Source organism: Actinomycetospora sp. 2LY8.5 (genome assembly GCF_057180585.1).
Map to the genome: position 1 here is coordinate 275362 of NZ_JBXUHE010000001.1, position 17872 is coordinate 293233.

Sequence of the window (17872 nt, forward strand, 5' to 3'; positions counted from 1 at the left end):
TCTCGTAGCTGGGAGAACGAATCTAGCGGTGGTGCGCGGCGATGGAGCGCGGCCCACGGGCCAGCGCCACCATCCCCGACTGCACGATCTCGCGGAGCCCGTAGGGCTCGAGCATGCGGCGCAGCGCGTTGAGCTTGTCCTCGGTGCCGGTGGCCTCGACGGTGACCGCCTCGGGCGAGACGTCGACGACCTTGGCCCGGAACATCTGCGTCACCTCGAGGACCTGTGAGCGCACGCTCGCGTCGGCCCGGATCTTCATCATGACGAGCTCGCGCTGGACCGACGTCGACGGCTCCAGCTCCACGATCTTGATGACGTGGACGAGCTTGTTGAGCTGCTTGGTGACCTGCTCGAGGGGGAAGTCGTCGACCGTCACGCAGATGGTCATGCGCGAGATCCCCTCCTCCTCGGTGGGGCCCACGGCCAGTGACTGGATGTTGTAGCCGCGCCGGGAGAACAGCCCCGCGATGCGCGCGAGCACACCGGGCTTGTCCTCGACGAGAACGGACAACGTGTGGGTCGTGGTCACGCTGAGCCCCGCTCCTCGTTGGCGACCTCGTCCGCTCCGCCCGCTTCCGGGTCGTCGAACAGCGGACGGATGTCGCGCGCTGCCATGATCTGGTCGTTGCCGGTGCCGGCGGCGACCATCGGCCAGACCTGCGCGTCGGCGCCGACCGTGAAGTCGATGACGACGGGGCGGTCGTCGATCGCCATGGCCTGCGCGATGACGCGGTCGACGTCGTCGCGCGACTCGCAGCGCAACCCCTCGCAGCCCAGCGCCTGCGCGAGCATCACGAAGTCGGGCACGCGGTGCTTGTGCGTGCCGAGCTCGGTGTTGGAGTAGCGCTCCTCGTAGAACAGGGTCTGCCACTGGCGGACCATGCCGAGGTTGCCGTTGTTGATGACCGCGACCTTGATCGGGATGCCCTCGATCGCGCAGGTGGCGAGCTCCTGGTTGGTCATCTGGAAGCAGCCGTCGCCGTCGATGCACCACACGGTCGCGTCGGGCACGCCGACCTTGGCGCCCATCGCGGCGGGCACGCCGTAGCCCATCGTCCCGGCGCCGCCCGAGTTGAGCCACGTGCGCGGCTTCTCGTAGCGGATGAACTGCGCCGCCCACATCTGGTGCTGACCCACGCCCGCCGTGTAGACCGCGTCCGGGCCGGCGATCGCCCCGATCCGCTCGATGACGTACTCGGGCGAGAGCGTGCCGTCGGGGGGGTCGTCGTACCCCAGCGGGAACGTCTGACGCCACTTCTCGAGCTGGTCCCACCAGGGCAGGAGGCGCTCGGCGCGGGCGTCGCGGCCACCGTCGTCGGCGCCGCGCAGCGCCGCCGTCAGCTCGATGATGACCTCGCGGGCGTCGCCCACGATCGGCACGTCCGCGACGCGGTTCTTGCCGATCTCGGCGGGGTCGACGTCGGCGTGCACGACCTTCGCCTCGGGGGCGAACGTCGACAGGTCGCCCGTGACGCGGTCGTCGAACCGCGTACCGAGGGCGATCAGCAGGTCGGCCTTCTGCATCGCGGCGACGGCGGCGACCGTCCCGTGCATGCCCGGCATCCCCAGGTTCTGGCGGTGGCCGTCGGGGAAGGCGCCGCGGGCCATGAGGGTGGTGACCACGGGCGCGCCGGTCTCGTCGGCGAGGTCGAGGAGCTCGGTGGAGGCCTCGGCCTTGATCACACCGCCGCCGACGTAGAGGACGGGACGACGCGCCTCGCCGAACAGGCGGGCGGCCTCCCGGATCTGCTTGCTGTGCGGCCGGGTGGTCGGCCGGTAGCCGGGCAGCTGCGTCTCGACCGGCCAGCTGAAGGTGGTCTGCGCCTGCAGGACGTCCTTGGGCAGGTCGACCAGGACCGGGCCCGGACGCCCGCTCATCGCGATGTGGAACGCCTCGGCGATCGCGCGCGGGATGTCCGCCGGGTCGGTCACCAGCATGTTGTGCTTGGTGATCGGCATCGTGATGCCGCAGATGTCGGCTTCCTGGAACGCGTCGGTCCCGATCAGCTTGCGGCCGACCTGACCGGTGATCGCGACGATCGGCACCGAGTCGAGCATCGCGTCGGCGAGCGGGGTGACGAGGTTCGTCGCCCCGGGCCCCGAGGTCGCGATGCAGACCCCGACGCGGCCCGTGGCCTGCGCGTAGCCGGTGGCCGCGTGCCCGGCGCCCTGCTCGTGGCGCACGAGGACGTGGCGCACGAGTCGGGAGTCGAACAGCGGGTCGTACGCCGGGAGGATCGCCCCGCCGGGGATCCCGAAGACGACGTCACAACCGACGGCCTCGAGCGAGCGCACCAGCGACTGGGCGCCGGTGGCCGGCGAGGGGTCGACGTGCGTGGGGCGGGTCGCGCCCTCCTGCACGGGAGCCTGCAGGGCGGTGTCCTGCTGCTCGGTGGGCGCGCCGGTCCGCGGGGTGGGGCGCCGGGTCTCGGCGCCGTTCGCGGCCGGACCCGTGGTGCCGGGGGGCGCCGGTCTGGCTGTGGTCATCGGGTGGTCCACCTCGGTGGGTCGATCCGGATACGGAGACTGGGGCCGAACATGAAAAAGCCCCCACCGCCTCGAGGCGGAGAGGGCAGGCGCGTCAGCAGGTTCTCGCGGCGGGCACAGAGAGCGAGACCTGTGGCCCGTCAGGCGCTGACGCGCCCCGGGATTACGAGAATTCGCCGCTGGATCACGACGATCAGGGTAGGTGGCCGATCTGGACGGCGTCAAACGGGGTGGCACCATCGGAGCGTGACGAGCGAACAGACCACCGACAGCCCGGTGACGGCAGCGTCCGGGCCGGCGACCTTCCGGCCCGTGCCGCTGGTGGCGCTGGTGGCCGTGGGGTTCGTGGTCATCGGCATCTCGCCGATCGCCTTCCAGGGCGGCGCCTGGTTCCTGCTGTTCCTGCTCCCGCTGGCGCCGGCCTGGTGGCTGCTGCGCACGCGCACGGTCGTCGACGGCACGTCGCTGCAGGTGCTGTCCGCGTTCGGGTCGCAGCGGGTGTCGTGGGACGACGTCGTGACGCTGCGGGTCGCCGAGCGGGGCTGGGTGCGGGCGGTGCGTGGGGCGGCACGCAGCGGAGCGGGAGCTGCCGCGCCGGAGGCGCACGACCGCGACGAGGTGGCGCTGGTCGGCGTGCGGCCGCGCGACCTGGGCCGTGTCGCCCACGCCAGCGAGGGGCGGATCGACATGCCGACCCCGGACGAGGTCGCCGAGGCCCGCGAGCACCAGCGCGAGCTCGAAGCCACCCGAATGCGGATCGCGCGGCTGCGCGAGCGGCAGGCCGAGGCGTCCGGGGCGTCCGGGGCGTCCGACGCCTCGAGTGAGGAGTCGACCACCGAGGTCGCCGACGACCGGGCGTAATGTCACCGGTGGTCCACCACTGATCACATCCCTGCGAGGTCTGCCGTGCCGCCGCTGCGCTCGCGCGTCACCACCCAGGGCCGCAACGCCGCCGGGGCTCGCGCCCTCTGGCGCGCCACCGGCCTCACCGACTCCGACTTCGGCAAGCCGCTCGTCGCGATCGCCAACTCCTACACGCAGTTCGTGCCCGGGCACGTGCACCTCAAGGAGCTGGGCGAGCTCGTCGCGGGCGCCGTGCGCGAGGCCGGCGGGATCGCGCGGGAGTTCCACACGATCGCCGTGGACGACGGCATCGCGATGGGCCACGGCGGGATGCTGCACTCGCTGCCGTCGCGCGAGGTGATCGCCGACGCGGTCGAGCACATGGTGCAGGGCCACGCCGTCGACGCGCTGGTGTGCATCTCGAACTGCGACAAGATCACCCCCGGCATGCTCAACGCCGCGATGCGGCTGAACATCCCGACGGTGTTCGTGTCCGGCGGGCCGATGGAGGCCGGCAAGGCGGTGGTCGTCGACGGTGTCGCCCAGGCGCCGACCGACCTCATCACCGCGATCTCCGCGTCGGCGTCGTCGCAGGTCACCGACGACGGACTGACCGAGGTCGAGCGCTCCGCCTGCCCGACCTGCGGGTCGTGCTCGGGGATGTTCACCGCCAACTCGATGAACTGCCTGACCGAGGCGCTGGGTCTCTCGCTGCCCGGCAACGGGTCGACGCTCGCGACGCACGCCGCGCGCAAACAGCTCTTCCTCGACGCCGGGCGCACGGTCGTCGACCTCGCCCGGCGGTACTACGCCGAGGACGACGACTCGGTGCTGCCCCGCAACGTCGCGAGCAAGCACGCGTTCGAGAACGCGATGGCCCTGGACGTCGCCATGGGCGGTTCGACCAACACCGTCCTGCACATCCTCGCCGCCGGCCACGAGGCGGAGCTCGACTTCGCGCTCGGCGACATCGACGCGGTCAGCCGGCGGGTCCCGTGCCTCTCGAAGGTCGCGCCGAACTCGTCGCACCACATGGAGGACGTCCACCGCGCCGGCGGCATCCCCGCGATCCTCGGCGAGCTCGACCGCGCCGGCCTGCTGCACCGCGACGTGCACGCGGTCCACGCGCCGTCGCTCGAGCAGTGGCTGGGCACCTGGGACATCCGCGGCGGCTCCCCGTCCGACGAGGCCGTCGAGCTGTTCCACGCGGCGCCGGGCGGTGTCCGCACGGTGGAGCCGTTCTCGACGACCAACCGCTGGTCCTCGCTCGACACCGACGCCGCCGACGGCGTGATCCACGACGTCGCGCACGCCTTCTCCGCCGACGGCGGGCTCGCGGTGCTGACCGGCAACCTGTCCCCCGACGGCGCCGTCATCAAGAGCGCGGGCCTGCCCGAGGACGGGCGCCGCTTCCGCGGCCCGGCCCGGGTGGTCGACAGCCAGGAGGAGGCCGTCTCGGTCATCCTCGGCAAGCAGGTGCAGCCCGGCGACGTGCTCGTCGTGCGCTACGAGGGCCCGTCGGGCGGGCCGGGGATGCAGGAGATGCTGCATCCGACCGCGTTCCTCAAGGGCGCGGGCCTCGGTGCGGTGTGCGCGCTGGTCACCGACGGCCGGTTCTCGGGCGGTTCGAGCGGCATCTCGGTCGGTCACGTGTCCCCCGAGGCGGCCGCCGGCGGCACGATCGGGCTGGTGCAGGACGGTGACGAGATCCTCCTCGACGTCGACACCCGCCGCATCGAGGTGCTCGTCGACGACGAGGTGCTCGCCGAGCGCCGCGCCAAGATGAACGCCTCGGAGCGCCCGTGGCAGCCCGCCGCCGAGCGGAACCGCCACCTCACGAGCGCCCTGCGCGCCTACGCGAAGCTCGTCACCTCGGGCGCGACGGGCGCGGTGCGCTCGGTCTAGCTCCGCCTCGACCGACGCAGTGCCCGGACGCCGCGAACGGTCACGTCACCCGCCCCATCGCGGCGGGTGACGCAGTGCCGCGGCGCGTAGCGCGTCGGCGACCCGGCGGCACTCGTCGCGCGTCAGGACCGCGCTGTGACGGCCCAGTGCCAGCACCGCGTACGGGTCGCCGTCCTCGACGTGCACGGACATGATCTCCTCGCCCGTCCCCACGTTCACGCTCGTCCACGCCGTCATGGCGCACCTCGATCCGGAGATGTCGTCCACGTCGGGATGCGTGGGCGTATCCCACCGTTCTACATACTTGCGTGTCAACTGGCAAGTACCTCAGTATCCGTTGCGGACGAGGTTCGGCGGGTCCTCCCCGCGCGCGACGGCCGCCAGCTGGTCGTGGACCACGCGGTAGGCCCGGTCGAGGTGACCGGGGACGCTGCCGCCGACGTGCGGGGTGATCAGCAGGTTGGGCGCCGACCACAACGGGTGGTCCGCGGGCAGCGGCTCGGGGTCGACGACGTCGACGGCCGCGCGCAGGCGCTCGGAGCGCAGCTCGGCGAGCAGGGCGTCGGTGTCCACCACCGGTCCGCGCGCGGCGTTGACCAGCAGCGCGCCGTCGGGCATCGCGGCGAGGAACGCGGCGTCGACCAGCCCGCGCGTCTCCTCGGTGAGCGGGACGAGCAGGACGACGACGTCGTGGTCGGGCAGGAGGTCGGGCAGCTCGGAGGTCGCGTGCACGCCGTCGCGGGCTCGCCGCCCGACGCGCGTGATCGCGGCGACGTCGAAGGTCTCGAGCCGCCGGGCGGTCTGCTCGGCGAGATCGCCCGCGCCGACGAGCAGCACCCGCTTGCCGGTGAGGGTGTCGGTGATGTGCTGGTCCCAGCGGCCCTCGTCCTGGGCCCGCACGAACGGGGGGATCTCGCGCAGCACCGCGAGGGTCGCGGCGAGCACCCACTCCGCGGTCACGCCGCCGTGCGCGCCCTGGCAGTCCGAGAGCTGAACGCCCTCGGGCAGCCGCCCCACCCACAGCTCCGCGCCCGCCGAGAGCAGCTGCACCAGGCGCACCTGCGGGCAGCGTTCCACCAGCTTCAGCGCCTCGCCGGTGGCCAGGAAGCCGGGGATGAGCACGGCGGCGCGCTGCGCGGCGTCAGGTAGCTCGTCGGCCTGTTCGTCGTAGCGGACGAGCTCGAGCCCGTCGATGTCGGCGAGGGCGGTCTCGCCCTCGGCGTGCGGGACGAGGACGGTCACGGGTTCCGGAGCCACGGTCGGCGGAGGGTAGTGCACCGGGAGCGACCCCGTCTCACGGCCGGCACAGCCGGGCACGCCTAGTGTGTCCCACCGTGATCGGTCCGGCGCGCGGCGTCCCCCGGCGGGTGGCGCTGCTGCTCGTCGTGCTCGCCGCGCTGCTGGCCGGATGCGCCCAGTTCCCGGACGCGGGCCAGCAGCCGTGGCGGGAGCGCCCCGACCTCGGCGCCGAACGTGCCCCGCAGCCCCAGCTGCCCGAGACCGGTGAGCCCACGCCCGCGCCGAACTCCGGCCCGCCGTCGACGCCCCCGCCGTGCGTCGACCCGGACCCGCAGGTCGTCGCCACCTGCCTCGAGCCGCTCTCGGCGATCGTCACGCTGCCGGGCGGCGCGGCGGCGCTGGTCGCGGAGCGCACCACCGGCCGCATCCTGCGCGTGGCGCCCGACGAGGAGCCGGAGACCGTGGCGACGGTCCCCGTGAACGCGACCGGCGACGGCGGGCTCACCAGCATCGCGCTCTCCCCCAGCTATGCCGAGGACCAGCTCGTCTACGTCTACGCCACCACCGGCGACGGCAACGCCGTCATGCGTGTCGCGCCCGGCGACGTCCCGAAGACCGTGCTCGGCGGCATCCCGAGCGGGCCGTCGGGCAACAGCGGCGCGATCGGCGTCGAGTCCGACGGCACCCTGCTGGTCGCCACCGGCGACGGCGGGGACCGCGCGGCGGCGGCATCGGCGACCTCGCTCGCCGGCAAGCTCCTGCGCATCGACCCGTTCGGCAGGCCCGCCCGCGGAACGCCGAACCCGACGTCACCGGTCGTCGGCGGCGGCCTGCACGCCCCGGGCGACGTGTGCGCCGACCCGACCACCGGCGTCAGCTGGATCACCGACCAGGCGGGGCCGCGCGACGTCCTGCTCGCCGTGCGGCCCGGCGAGGCGCCGGGCGCGGCCGCCGCGACCTCGCCGGCGTGGACCTGGCCCGACCGGCCCGGCGTCGCCGGGTGCGCCGCGCTGCCGGGCACGCTCGTCGTCGGCCTGGAGGGCTCGAGCGCGATGTTCGTGCTGCGCCCGACGCCGCAGGGGTCGTTCGTCGGCAACCCGCAGTCCGTCCTCGCGGGCACCTACGGGCGCATCACGGGCACGGACGTGGCCTCCGACGGGCTCATCTGGTTCACGACGGCCAACAAGGGCGGCGGCGGCCCCGTGACCCCGACCGACGACCGCGTCGTGCGCATCCGCCCGCCGTCGGGCGGGGCGAGCGGGGCCGATTAGCCCCGATTAGCCCGGTCAGCTAGTGCCGCGTCAGGCAACGTTGGGTAGGTAACAGGGTCTGCGGATCTTGGAGTTGGCGGCGAAGCGGCGTTTCGGGGTGGCGTGGCGGTTGTGCCAGCGCACGTAGCCCGCGATCGCGGCTTGCTGGGCGGTGTGGCTGGGGTAGTCGCTGCCGTCGAGGGTGAAGTAGCGCAGCGCGGTGAACTCGGCCTCGATCCAGTTCAGCCAGGAGGCGTGGGTCGGGGTGAAGACCAGCTCGACGTCGTGGGCGGCGCACCAGGCCGTGACCCGGTGGTGGCGGTGCGGGGAGAAGTTGTCGCACACCACGAACAGCCGCCCGGTCGGGAACCGAGTCCGGAGCTGGCGCAGGAACCCGAGGAACTCCTGGCTGCGTTTGCGGTCGCGGAACCGGTAGAACAGCTGCCCGCTGGCGAGGTCGAGCGCGGCGTACATGTGCCGCACCCCGCCGGTGCGGGTGTAGGTCGCGCGCAGCCGCGCTGCCCGCCGGCGGGGGAACCAACCGTGGCCGGGGCGGGGCTGCAGGTTCAACGGCCCGAACTCGTCGACGCACACCACCCGCCCGCCGACGGGCAGCTGCCCGGCGGCGGCCTGGTCGTAGAGCTCGAGGACGCGGTCCTTCTTCGTGCTGAACTCGGGGTCGCGGCTGCCCTTCCAGGTCTTGGTGGCCTGCCAGCTGATCCCCGCGGCACGCAGCACCTGGCGCACGGTCTCGGTACTCACCGCGATCCGGTGGGCCACGGCGAGATGCTCGACGAGCTTGGTCAGGCTCCAGGTGGTGAAGGGCAGCCCGAGCTGGGCCGGGGCGGTCTTGGCGAGCTGGGCGATCGTCTCGCGGGACCGGGGGCCGAACCTACGAGGTCGGCCCCCGCTCCATTTTGGGTCCAAGGCTGCGAACCCCTGGTCGTTGAACGCGTGGATCACCTCCCGCGCGTACGCCGCGGTCGCGGCGAACATCGCCGCCGCGTCGGTGGCGCTACGCCCCTGGGTCGAGGCCAGCACGATCCCCGCCCGCCGCAACCGCACCCGGTCCTTCGTCGTCCTGGTGATCTTGACCAGGCGCTCCGCCTCCGCCTCGGACAGCTCCCGAGCGAACACCTCTGCAGGCCGTGCCATCGCCCACCTCCCGGGCAACAGCCTCCAACCCCTCAAGATCCTGATCAAGTCTCGGTTACGGCCTCAACGTTTCCTGACGCAGCACTAGCCCGGTCAGCTCGACGACGACCGCACGCCGAACGGCCTGCGGGCTCGCGGTCGAGGTCTTCCGGGGTCGCCGGCGAGTCGATGCACCCCGACGTCCGCGATCGAGCGCGTGGCGTTACGGACACTGGGCGTCAGCGACGCCACGCCGCTGACACTTGCCCGGACGCACCAGCGGCCCCGCTCCTCCTCGGGGTGGGGAGGAACGGGGCCGCGGGCTCGCCTGACCTGGGGAGCGGGTCAGGCGTCCTCGTCGTCGCTGTCGGCGTGGCCGCCGAAGGAGAGCACGCTCGAGCCCTGCGAGGCGGCCTCGTCGAGCGTGAGGGCGCCGGCGCCGGTGGCGTCGTGGATCTTGCCGGAGGCCTGCGACACCGCGCCGGTGATCTCCTGCTCGCCGTCGGTGACCGAGCTGCCGAGGCCCGCGCCATGGGCGTTGGCGACGGTCTGCACGTCGGAGGTCACGGCCGAGGTGATCCGGCTGACGTCGTGCTGAGCGGCGGACACGTGACCGCCGACGAGCTCCTCGCCACCCTTGATCGTGGTCGGCACGTCGGTGTCGGGCAGCGCCGCGAGGCTCTCGACGTTGCTCGAGGCCACGTCCTGCAGCGTGCTCGCGGTGTTGTCGAAGTCCGCCGGGGCGTCGGCGAACGCGAACGAGGCGGTGCCGCCCGTCAGCGCGAGCGCAGCGGCAGCGGTGAGCGCGCCGCGACCGGCGACCTTGCCGACCGTGCTGGTCTGCCGGGCACTGTGTGCACCCATTCGGAACCCTCCAGTACTTCGTGTGGCGTCGGGGGATACGACCGAGCGATGGCACGCTGTGACGCCCGGTCAAGAAGCCGCTACACGCTGCTCCCTGAATCACCCAACGGAGGGATCTCATTCGGGTTACGGCCAGATCACAGGAAACATGATCCAGATCTTCGGACGACGCCCTACTGGCAGCGCTCGAGCACCAGCTCCTGCACACGGGCGGCGTCGGCCTGACCGCGAGTGGCCTTCATCACAGCCCCGACGATCGCGCCGGCAGCCTTCGTCTTGCCCGCGCGAATCTTCTCGGCGATGTCGGGCTGCGCGGCGAGCGCCTCGTCCACGGCCGCCGCGAGCGCGCTCTCGTCGCTGACCACCGCGAGACCCCGGCCGGCGACGACGTGGTCCGGTTCGCCCTCTCCCGCCAGCACGCCGTCGACGACCTGGCGCGCCAGCTTGTTGGTCAGCGTGCCGTCGGCGACCAGCGCCACCACGCGCGCCACCTGTGCCGGGGTGATCGCGAGTTCCGGGAGCGTCACCCCGGCCGTGTTGGCCTGCTGGGCGAGGTAGGACACCCACCAGGAGCGGGCCGACTCGGGCGGTGCGCCGGCCTCGACGGTGTCGGCGACGAGGTCGAGCGCGTCCGCGTTGACCAGGTCGCGCAGCTCCTCGTCGGACAGGCCCCACTCGGTCTGGATGCGCGCCCGACGCTCCCAGGGCCGCTCGGGCAGCCCCGCGCGCAGCGTCTCCACCCAGTCGCGCGACGGCTCCAGCGGTGGGAGGTCGGGCTCGGGGAAGAAGCGGTAGTCGGCGAAGGTCTCCTTCGGCCGGCCCGCCGACGTCGTCCCGGACTGCTCGTCGAAGTGCCGGGTCTCCTGGGTGACGGTGCCGCCGGAGAGCAGGACGCCGGCGTGGCGGCCCATCTCGTAGCGCACCGCGCGCTCCACCGAGCGCAGCGAGTTGACGTTCTTCGTCTCGGTGCGGGTGCCGAACGCCTCGGTGCCCGTCGGCTTGAGCGACACGTTGGCGTCGCAGCGCATCGAGCCCTGGTCCATGCGCACGTCGGAGACGCCGAGCCCGCGCAGGACGTCACGCAGCGCCGTCACGTAGGCGCGGGCGACCTCGGGCGCGCGCACGCCGGCCCCGATGATCGGCTTGGTGACGATCTCGATGAGCGGCACGCCGGCGCGGTTGTAGTCGAGCAGCGAGTGGTCCGCGCCGTGGATGCGCCCGGTGGCCCCGCCGATGTGCAGGGACTTGCCGGTGTCCTCCTCCATGTGCGCGCGCTCGATCTCCACGCGCCACGTGGAGCCGTCGTCCAGCGGCACGTCGAGGTGCCCGTCGAAGACGATCGGGTCCTCGTACTGGGAGATCTGGAAGTTCTTGGGCATGTCCGGGTAGAAGTAGTTCTTCCGGGCGAAGCCGGAGCGCTCCCGCACGTGGCAGTTGAGCGCCAGCCCGATCCTGACCGCCGACTCGACGGCGGTGCCGTTGAGGCGCGGCAGCGAGCCGGGCAGGCCGAGGCAGACCGGGCAGATGTTCGTGTTGGGCTCGGCACCGAAGGCGTTGGCGCAGCCGCAGAACATCTTGGTCGCGGTGTTGAGCTCCACGTGCACCTCGAGCCCCATGACGGGGTCGAAGCGCTCGCAGACCTCCTCGACGGTGTACGGGGCGGACTCCACGCCAGAGGTGGTCGACACAGCGGTCATCGCGAGGTCTCCAGGGCACGCAGTTCCGGGATGCGGGGTCCGGCGTCGCCGCGGGCGACCTCGTAGGCGGCGGCCACCCGGTAGGCACGGTCGTCGGCGAGGGCCGGGGCCATGATCTGCAGGCCGACGGGCAGGCCGTCGTCCGCGGACGGGCCGCACGGCACCGAGAGCGCGGCGTTGCCGGCCAGGTTCGACGGGATCGTGCAGAGGTCGGCGAGGTACATCGCCAGCGGGTCGTCCGCCCGCTCGCCGATGGGGAACGCCGTGGTGGGCGTGGTCGGCGAGATCAGCACGTCACAGGTCTCGAACGCCGCGGTGAAGTCGCGGACGATCAGCGTGCGCGCCTTCTGCGCCTTGCCGTAGAGCGCGTCGTACGACCCGGCCGACAGCGCGTGCGTCCCGATCATGATGCGGCGCTTGACCTCGGCGCCGAAGCCCGCCTCGCGCGTCAGCGACATGACCTCGTCGGCCGCGTGCTCGCCGTCGTCACCGACCCGCAGGCCGTAGCGCATGGCGTCGAAGCGGGCGAGGTTGCTCGACGCCTCGCTCGGCGCGATGAGGTAGTACGCCGGCAGGGCGTAGCCGAACGACGGGCACGAGACCTCGACGACCTCGGCGCCCAGCTCGCCGAGCACCCGCACGGCGTCGGTGAACGCCCCGAGCACGCCGGGCTGGTAGCCCTCGCCGGAGAACTCGGTGACCACCCCGACGCGCACGCCGGACAGGTCGCCCCGGGCGCCGGCCTGCGCGGCCTCGACGACGGGCGGCAGGGGTGCGCTGACCGAGGTCTGGTCGCGCGGGTCGGCACCGCCGATGGCCTCGTGCAGCAGGGCGGCGTCGAGCACCGAGCGGGCGCAGGGGCCGACCTGGTCCAGGGACGACGAGAACGCGATCAGGCCGTAGCGCGAGACCGTGCCGTAGGTCGGCTTGACGCCCACGGTGCCGGTGACCGCGCCCGGCTGGCGGATCGAGCCGCCGGTGTCCGAGCCGAGCGCGAGCGGCGACTCCCCCGCGGCGACCGCCGACGAGGACCCGCCACCGGAGCCACCGGGGATCCGCGAGAGGTCCCAGGGGTTGCGGCTGGGCCCGAACGCCGAGTTCTCGGTGGAGCTGCCCATGGCGAACTCGTCGAGGTTCGTCTTGCCCAGCGGCACCAGGCCGGCGGCGCGCAGCCGGGACACCACCGTCGCGTCGTACGGCGGCCGCCAACCCTCGAGGATGCGCGAGGCGCACGTCGTGGGCATGTCGGTGGTGGTCAGGTTGTCCTTGACCGCGACCGGCACCCCGGCCAACGGGGACGCGGGCGCGCCGTCGGCGATCGCCCGGTCGGCGGCCTCGGCCGCGGCCAGCGCGCCCTCGGCGTCGAGGTGCAGGAACGCGTGCACGCCGTCGGGCCCGCCGTCACCGTCGACGGCCTCGATGCGCTCGAGGTGCGCGCGGGTGACGTCCACCGACGACACCTCGCGGGCGTGGATGCGGCGCGCGAGCTCCGCGGCGTCGAGGGAGATCAGCTCGCCTCCCGCTGCTCCCGCTCCCCTCCCGGCGCTCACAGCTCTTCCCCCAGGATGCGCGGGACGCGGAAGCGGCCTTCCTCGGCGGCCGGGGCCTCGGCGAGCGCGACGTCACGGGGCAGCGACGGCTCCACCGCGTCCGGGCGCAGCACGTTCGTCTGCGGCACGACCTGCGCGGTCGGGGGGACGTCGTCGGGGATCTCGCCGACCCGGGAGACGGTGTCGACGATGGCGTCGATCTGTCCCGAGAACACGTCCAGCTCGACGTCGGAGACGGCGAGCCGGGCCAGGCGGGCGAGGTGGGCGACGTCGTCGCGGGTGATGTCGGACATGTCCCTCCGGGGTCGTGCACTGTCGAGCGCGTCGAGGACCTCTGTCGTGCCCTCATCTCCGTCGAGCTCCGCTTCGCTGCGTCTCCCGGCCACACGGGTCGAGCTCCGCTTCGCTGCGTCTCCCGGCCACACGGGTCGAGCTCCGCTTCGCTGCGTCTCCCGGCGCGAACGTCCAGTCTAGGACCGGCCCCGAGGAGGTTTCCGGCGGTCACGTCTGATCATCCCTCGCCTGGACGGGGGTCGGACTGCGAGGATGCGCCGGTCCCGTCGGTGGGGCCCTCGGTGGGCACCCGGGGGCGCGGCGCCGCCGAGCGGCGAGCGGGTCGAGCCACGTGCCCACGCCGCGAGAGCACGCCGGAGCCGTCGGGAGTCCCGGGAGTCGAGGAGGGCCGTGACCTACCTGCTGCGCGTGGTGCTGCCGGACCGTCCGGGCACCCTCGGGGCGCTCGCGTCCGCACTCGGGGCCGAGGGAGCGGACATCCTCTCCGTCGACGTCGTCGAGCGCGGGGGCGGCTCGGCGGTGGACGACCTCGTCGTCGAGATGCCCAGCTCCCGGCTGCCGGACGTGCTCATCACCGCCGCGGAGGCCGTCGACGGCGTGGTGGTCGAGTCGGTCCGGCCGTTCGCGGGTGGGCTGGACACCACCCGCGAGCTGGAGCTGGTCGAGGCCATCACCGCCCGGCCCGAGGAGGGCCTGGCGCTGCTGGCCGAGGGAGTGCCCCGCCTGTTCCGGTCGGCCTGGGCGCTGATCGCCGAGAGGACCGGCGACGGCACCCGCGTCCGCCGCGTCGCCTCGAGCGCGGCGGCCCCGGAGACCGACGCCGCGGAGCTCCCCTGGTTGCCGCTGGACAAGGCGACGGTGCTCGACCCGGCCGGCGGGCACACGGTCCCCGAGGCCTGGACCGACCTCGACACCGAGCTCGCCGCGGCGCCGCTGGGGCACCCGGAACGCGCCGTCGTCGTCGGACGCCCCGGAGGGCCGGCCTTCCGGCCCTCGGAGCTCGCCCGGCTCTCCCACCTCGCCGGGATCGTCGCGACGATCACCGGGTAGGCGTGGTCAGGCCGCCGGCGAGATGTCGGGGTTGCGGTGGAACAGGTTCTCCGGGTCGTAGACGGCCTTGATCCTTGGAGTCGGCCGAACGTCGCGCCGTAGGAGCCCCGTACCCAGTGGACCACCACGGCACGGCGACGCGGCGTATCAGGCGCCGCCCTGAACGAGTCGCACGGCGGAGCGGTTCAGAAAGTGAAGCGCCATTTGGTCACGCCGCGTGAGATATCGGACGCGAACGGGAGTTCAGCGGCGGTGGTCGGCCCGCGACCCCGGCCAGAACCCCGACCCCCGCAGGCCGCCGCGACCGCCGTTGCGGCGGCGCTCGTAGCGTCCGCCGACGTCGTGGCCCAGCGCGTAGCGCACGAGCTCCTCGTTGCCCGTCGCCAGCCAGGTGCCGTCGGGCCCCTTGAGGGTGTCCTCGAAGCCGATGCGGGTGTCGAGGTTGTTGCGCTTCGCGTACTCGAGGACGGGCCAGGCGCCCGCCTCCTCGCCGTGCAGCAGGATCGGCGCGGGGACCGGGCCGAGGGCCTTGAGGATGCGGACGGCCTCGGCGACCGCGGTGTCCGGATCGGTGACGGTGACCTCGGCGAGGACCCGCACGGTGCCGCGCGGCAGGCCGGCCTGTTTGAGCTGCACGGCGTCGCCGGTGGTCCACACGCCCAGCTCGACGCCGATGCCGACCGCGTCGAGCGCCGCGCAGACGCGCTGCCAGCCGCGCTCGTGGACGTTGACCGAGGCGACGTCGGGGCGGGCGTGGCGCGGCAGGCGTCCCCACTGCCCGATGATCTCGGTGCGCTTCAGGGGATCCGGCTCGACCCAGCGGGCCGTGGTCACGCCGATCTCCATCTCCGGCGCCTCGGTGCGGATCGCGTCGACGACCGTGCCGATGACGCGCGGGTCGAGGCTCTCCTGGCCGTCCCGGTCGCGGGGGTGCACGTGCAGGCTCGTGACCCCGAGGGCCGTCACAGCACGGGCGTCACGGGCCAGGTGACGCGGGCTCATCGGGACCGCCGGGTACACGTCGGCGGGGCGGGCACCGTTGGGGCAGCACTGCAGCACCGCGGCGTCCTCCCCTCTCGCGACCCCGGACCGAGGTGTCCAGCTTCGACGCTGCCGACGGCGAGGGCAACGCCAAGCCGACGACGTCGGAAATCCCACATCGATGCCACCCGGACGGACGCAGGCGTGGTCACCCGACGGTGTGAGTGTGCCCGATGCCGCCGAAGGGACGCATACCGCCCGGTTCGTGACGCCTCCGTGGCCGGTCAGGCGTCCGCGTCGGCTTCGCCCGCACCCCCCGCCGAAGGGTCGACCGCGGCCGCCGTGGCCGCCTCCGGTCCGTCGGCGAGCAGCACCCGGAAGCCGTCCTCGTCGAGGATCGGGACACCGGCCGAGACCGCCTTGTCGTACTTCGACCCCGGCTCGTCGCCGACGACGAGGAACGCCGTCCTCTTCGACACCGAGCCCGCCGCGCGCCCGCCGCGGGCGAGGATCGCCTCCTTCGCCTCGTCGCGGGAGAACGTCGGCAGCGAGCCCGTCACGACGATCGAGAGGCCCTCCAGGGTGCGCGGCACCGAGTCGTCGGCCTCCTCGGCGAGCTCCACCCCCGCGGCGCGCCACTTCTCGACGACCTCGCGGTGCCAGTCGACCGAGAACCACTCCCGCACCGCACGCGCGATCGTCGGCCCGACGCCGTCGACGGCCGCCAGCTCCTCCTCGGTGGCGGCGTCGATGGCGTCGACCGACCGGAAGTGCCGCGCCAGCGCCTGCGCCGCCGTCGGACCCACGTGGCGGATCGAGAGGCCGACCAGAACCTTCCACAGCGGGCGGTGCTTCGCGGTGTCGAGGTTGGTGAGCAGCTTGCGCCCGTTGGCCGAGACGTTGCCCGCCTTGGTGCGGAACAGGTCGACCTGGATGAGGTCGTCCTCGGTGAGCCGGAAGACGTCGCCCTCGTCGGCCACCACCCCGGCGTCGAGCAGCGCGGTGGCCGCCTCGTAGCCGAGCACCTCGATGTCGAAGGCGCCCCGGCCCGCGACGTGGAACAGGCGCTCGCGCAGCTGTGCGGGACAGGAGCGGGCGTTGGGACAGCGCAGGTCCTTGTCGCCCTCGCGCATCTGGCGCAGCTCGGTGCCGCACTCGGGGCAGTGGGTCGGCATGACGAACGCGTGCTCGCTGCCGTCGCGCGCCTCGACGACCGGCCCGAGCACCTCGGGGATGACGTCGCCGGCCTTGCGGATGATCACGCGGTCGCCGATGAGGACGCCCTTGCGCTCGACCTCGCCCGCGTTGTGCAGCGTCGCGAGCGACACCGTCGACCCCGCGACGAGCACCGGGTCCATCTCGGCGAACGGTGTGACGCGCCCGGTGCGCCCGACGTTGACGCTGATGTTGCGCAGCGTCGTGGTGGCCTGCTCGGGCGGGTACTTGTAGGCGATCGCCCAGCGCGGCGCCCGGGACGTGGAGCCCAGCCGGCGCTGCAGCGCGACGTCGTCGACCTTGATCACGACACCGTCGATCTCGTGCTGGGCGTCGTGGCGGTGCTCGCCCCAGTAGGCGACGTGCTCGATCACCGCGTCGACACCGTGGATCACACGCGTGTGTGACGACACCGGCAGCCCCCACGCCGCCAGCGCGTCGTACGCCTGCGACTGGCGCTCCGGCGTGAAGCCGCGCCGCTTGCCCAGGCCGTGGCAGATCAGCCGCAGCGGCCGCGTGGCCGTCACCCGCGGGTCCTTCTGGCGCAGCGAGCCGGCCGCGGAGTTGCGGGGATTGGCGAACGGCTGCTTGCCGGCCGCGACGAGCCCGGCGTTGAGCTCCTCGAAGTCCGCGAGGCGGAAGAACACCTCGCCGCGGACCTCCATGAGCTCGGGGACCGAGAACTCGTCGGTGCCGGTGAGCTCGGTGGGGACGTCAGCGAGGGTGCGCATGTTGAGCGTGATGTCCTCGCCGGTGCGCCCGTCGCCGCGCGTGAGTGCCCGGGTGAGGTGGCCGTTCTCGTAGAGCAGGTTGACCGCCAGCCCGTCGATCTTGAGCTCGCAGAGGTAGAGCAGCTCCTCGGTGGGGAAGTCGAGCTCGCGCTGCACGCGCAGCACCCACTCGCGCAGCTCGTCGGCGGTGAACGCGTTGTCGAGCGAGAGCATGCGCTCGAGATGGTCGACCGCGACGAAGTCGGTGGAGAACCCGCCGCCCACCCGCTGCGTCGGCGACTCGGGCGTGACCAGCGACGGGTGGTCCTGCTCGAGCCGCTGCAGCTCGCCGAACAGCTCGTCGAACTCGCCGTCGGTGACGATCGGGGCGTCGAGCACGTAGTAGCGGAACTGGTGGTCGGCCACGACCTCGGACAGCTCGCGGTGGCGCTGAGCCAGATGAGTGGGCACCCCACCGCGTTCGGGGGCGTGTTCCGTGCTGGTCACGGGCCCGAGATTAACCGCGCACCCCGACAGTGAACCGTGACTCGACCGTGTCGGGGCCCGGCGGCGGCCCGGCGCGGTTCGGCGCGGTTCGGCGCGGTCCGGCGCGGTCCGGCGCGGTCCGGCGCGGTCCGGCGCGGTCCGGCGCG

General features: G+C 73.2%; 15 protein-coding genes. 4 read left to right on the forward strand and 11 right to left on the reverse strand.

What is annotated here, in order from left to right; genetic code table 11:
* Positions 1–22 precede the first annotated feature (22 nt).
* Together ilvN and AC2A1K_RS01305 are read right to left on the reverse strand one after the other, a co-directional pair.
* Positions 23–529, reverse strand: coding sequence for an acetolactate synthase small subunit (gene ilvN, locus AC2A1K_RS01300; protein ID WP_483894494.1), 507 nt, complete (start codon positions 527–529; stop codon positions 23–25).
* Complete coding sequence (locus tag AC2A1K_RS01305) at positions 526–2487, reverse strand: acetolactate synthase large subunit (RefSeq protein ID WP_483894495.1); 1962 nt, start codon at positions 2485–2487, stop codon at positions 526–528. The genes ilvN and AC2A1K_RS01305 overlap by 4 nt, the downstream gene beginning before the upstream one ends.
* A gap of 246 nt (positions 2488–2733) precedes the next feature.
* On the opposite strand from AC2A1K_RS01305, the gene AC2A1K_RS01310 reads away from it, so the two are divergent.
* The gene (locus AC2A1K_RS01310) at positions 2734–3348 is read left to right on the forward strand and encodes a PH domain-containing protein (RefSeq protein ID WP_483894496.1); all 615 of its coding nucleotides are present in this window, start codon (positions 2734–2736) and stop codon (positions 3346–3348) included.
* A gap of 45 nt (positions 3349–3393) precedes the next feature.
* On the forward strand, positions 3394–5235 hold the full coding sequence (gene ilvD, locus AC2A1K_RS01315) for a dihydroxy-acid dehydratase (RefSeq protein WP_483894497.1): 1842 nt from the start codon (positions 3394–3396) through the stop codon (positions 5233–5235).
* A gap of 45 nt (positions 5236–5280) precedes the next feature.
* Here the strand turns inward: ilvD and AC2A1K_RS01320 are convergent, their stop codons facing one another.
* Together AC2A1K_RS01320 and AC2A1K_RS01325 are read right to left on the reverse strand one after the other, a co-directional pair.
* The gene (locus AC2A1K_RS01320; protein ID WP_483894498.1) at positions 5281–5472 is read right to left on the reverse strand and encodes a hypothetical protein; all 192 of its coding nucleotides are present in this window, start codon (positions 5470–5472) and stop codon (positions 5281–5283) included.
* 90 nt (positions 5473–5562) lie between these two features.
* Complete coding sequence (locus tag AC2A1K_RS01325) at positions 5563–6492, reverse strand: 2-hydroxyacid dehydrogenase (protein WP_483894499.1); 930 nt, start codon at positions 6490–6492, stop codon at positions 5563–5565.
* A gap of 77 nt (positions 6493–6569) precedes the next feature.
* Here AC2A1K_RS01325 and AC2A1K_RS01330 point away from each other — a divergent pair, with 77 nt between their 5' ends.
* On the forward strand, positions 6570–7745 hold the full coding sequence (locus AC2A1K_RS01330) for a PQQ-dependent sugar dehydrogenase (RefSeq protein ID WP_483894500.1): 1176 nt from the start codon (positions 6570–6572) through the stop codon (positions 7743–7745).
* A gap of 30 nt (positions 7746–7775) precedes the next feature.
* Here AC2A1K_RS01330 and AC2A1K_RS01335 read toward each other — a convergent pair whose 3' ends face one another.
* The 5 genes from AC2A1K_RS01335 to gatC form a co-directional block, all read right to left on the reverse strand.
* Complete coding sequence (locus tag AC2A1K_RS01335) at positions 7776–8879, reverse strand: IS630 family transposase (protein WP_483894501.1); 1104 nt, start codon at positions 8877–8879, stop codon at positions 7776–7778.
* Positions 8880–9203: 324 nt separating this feature from the next.
* Positions 9204–9722, reverse strand: coding sequence for a hypothetical protein (locus AC2A1K_RS01340; protein WP_483894502.1), 519 nt, complete (start codon positions 9720–9722; stop codon positions 9204–9206).
* Positions 9723–9895: 173 nt separating this feature from the next.
* Entirely contained in the window at positions 9896–11419 is a 1524-nt protein-coding gene (gene gatB, locus AC2A1K_RS01345) for an Asp-tRNA(Asn)/Glu-tRNA(Gln) amidotransferase subunit GatB (protein ID WP_483894503.1), read from the reverse strand.
* A complete protein-coding gene (gene gatA / locus AC2A1K_RS01350) occupies positions 11416–12969 on the reverse strand; it encodes an Asp-tRNA(Asn)/Glu-tRNA(Gln) amidotransferase subunit GatA (protein WP_483894504.1) in 1554 nt (517 codons plus the stop codon). Before gatA ends, gatB begins: the two co-directional genes overlap by 4 nt.
* Positions 12966–13262 carry an Asp-tRNA(Asn)/Glu-tRNA(Gln) amidotransferase subunit GatC gene (gene gatC / locus AC2A1K_RS01355; RefSeq protein ID WP_483894505.1) on the reverse strand — a complete coding sequence of 99 codons (297 nt, stop codon included), beginning with the start codon at positions 13260–13262 and terminating at the stop codon, positions 12966–12968. Before gatC ends, gatA begins: the two co-directional genes overlap by 4 nt.
* Positions 13263–13653: 391 nt before the next feature.
* Between gatC and AC2A1K_RS01360 the strand changes: the two genes are divergently transcribed.
* Positions 13654–14313 (forward strand): ACT domain-containing protein, encoded by a 660-nt coding sequence (locus tag AC2A1K_RS01360; RefSeq protein WP_483894506.1) that lies wholly within the window; start codon positions 13654–13656, stop codon positions 14311–14313.
* A gap of 243 nt (positions 14314–14556) precedes the next feature.
* Here the strand turns inward: AC2A1K_RS01360 and AC2A1K_RS01365 are convergent, their stop codons facing one another.
* Positions 14557–15372: a 3-keto-5-aminohexanoate cleavage protein gene (locus tag AC2A1K_RS01365; protein WP_483894507.1), complete on the reverse strand. Its 816-nt coding sequence runs from the start codon at positions 15370–15372 to the stop codon at positions 14557–14559.
* Between the two features lie 206 nt (positions 15373–15578).
* On the reverse strand, positions 15579–17690 hold the full coding sequence (gene ligA, locus AC2A1K_RS01370; protein ID WP_483894687.1) for an NAD-dependent DNA ligase LigA: 2112 nt from the start codon (positions 17688–17690) through the stop codon (positions 15579–15581).
* Between the last annotated feature and the right edge of the window lie 182 nt (positions 17691–17872).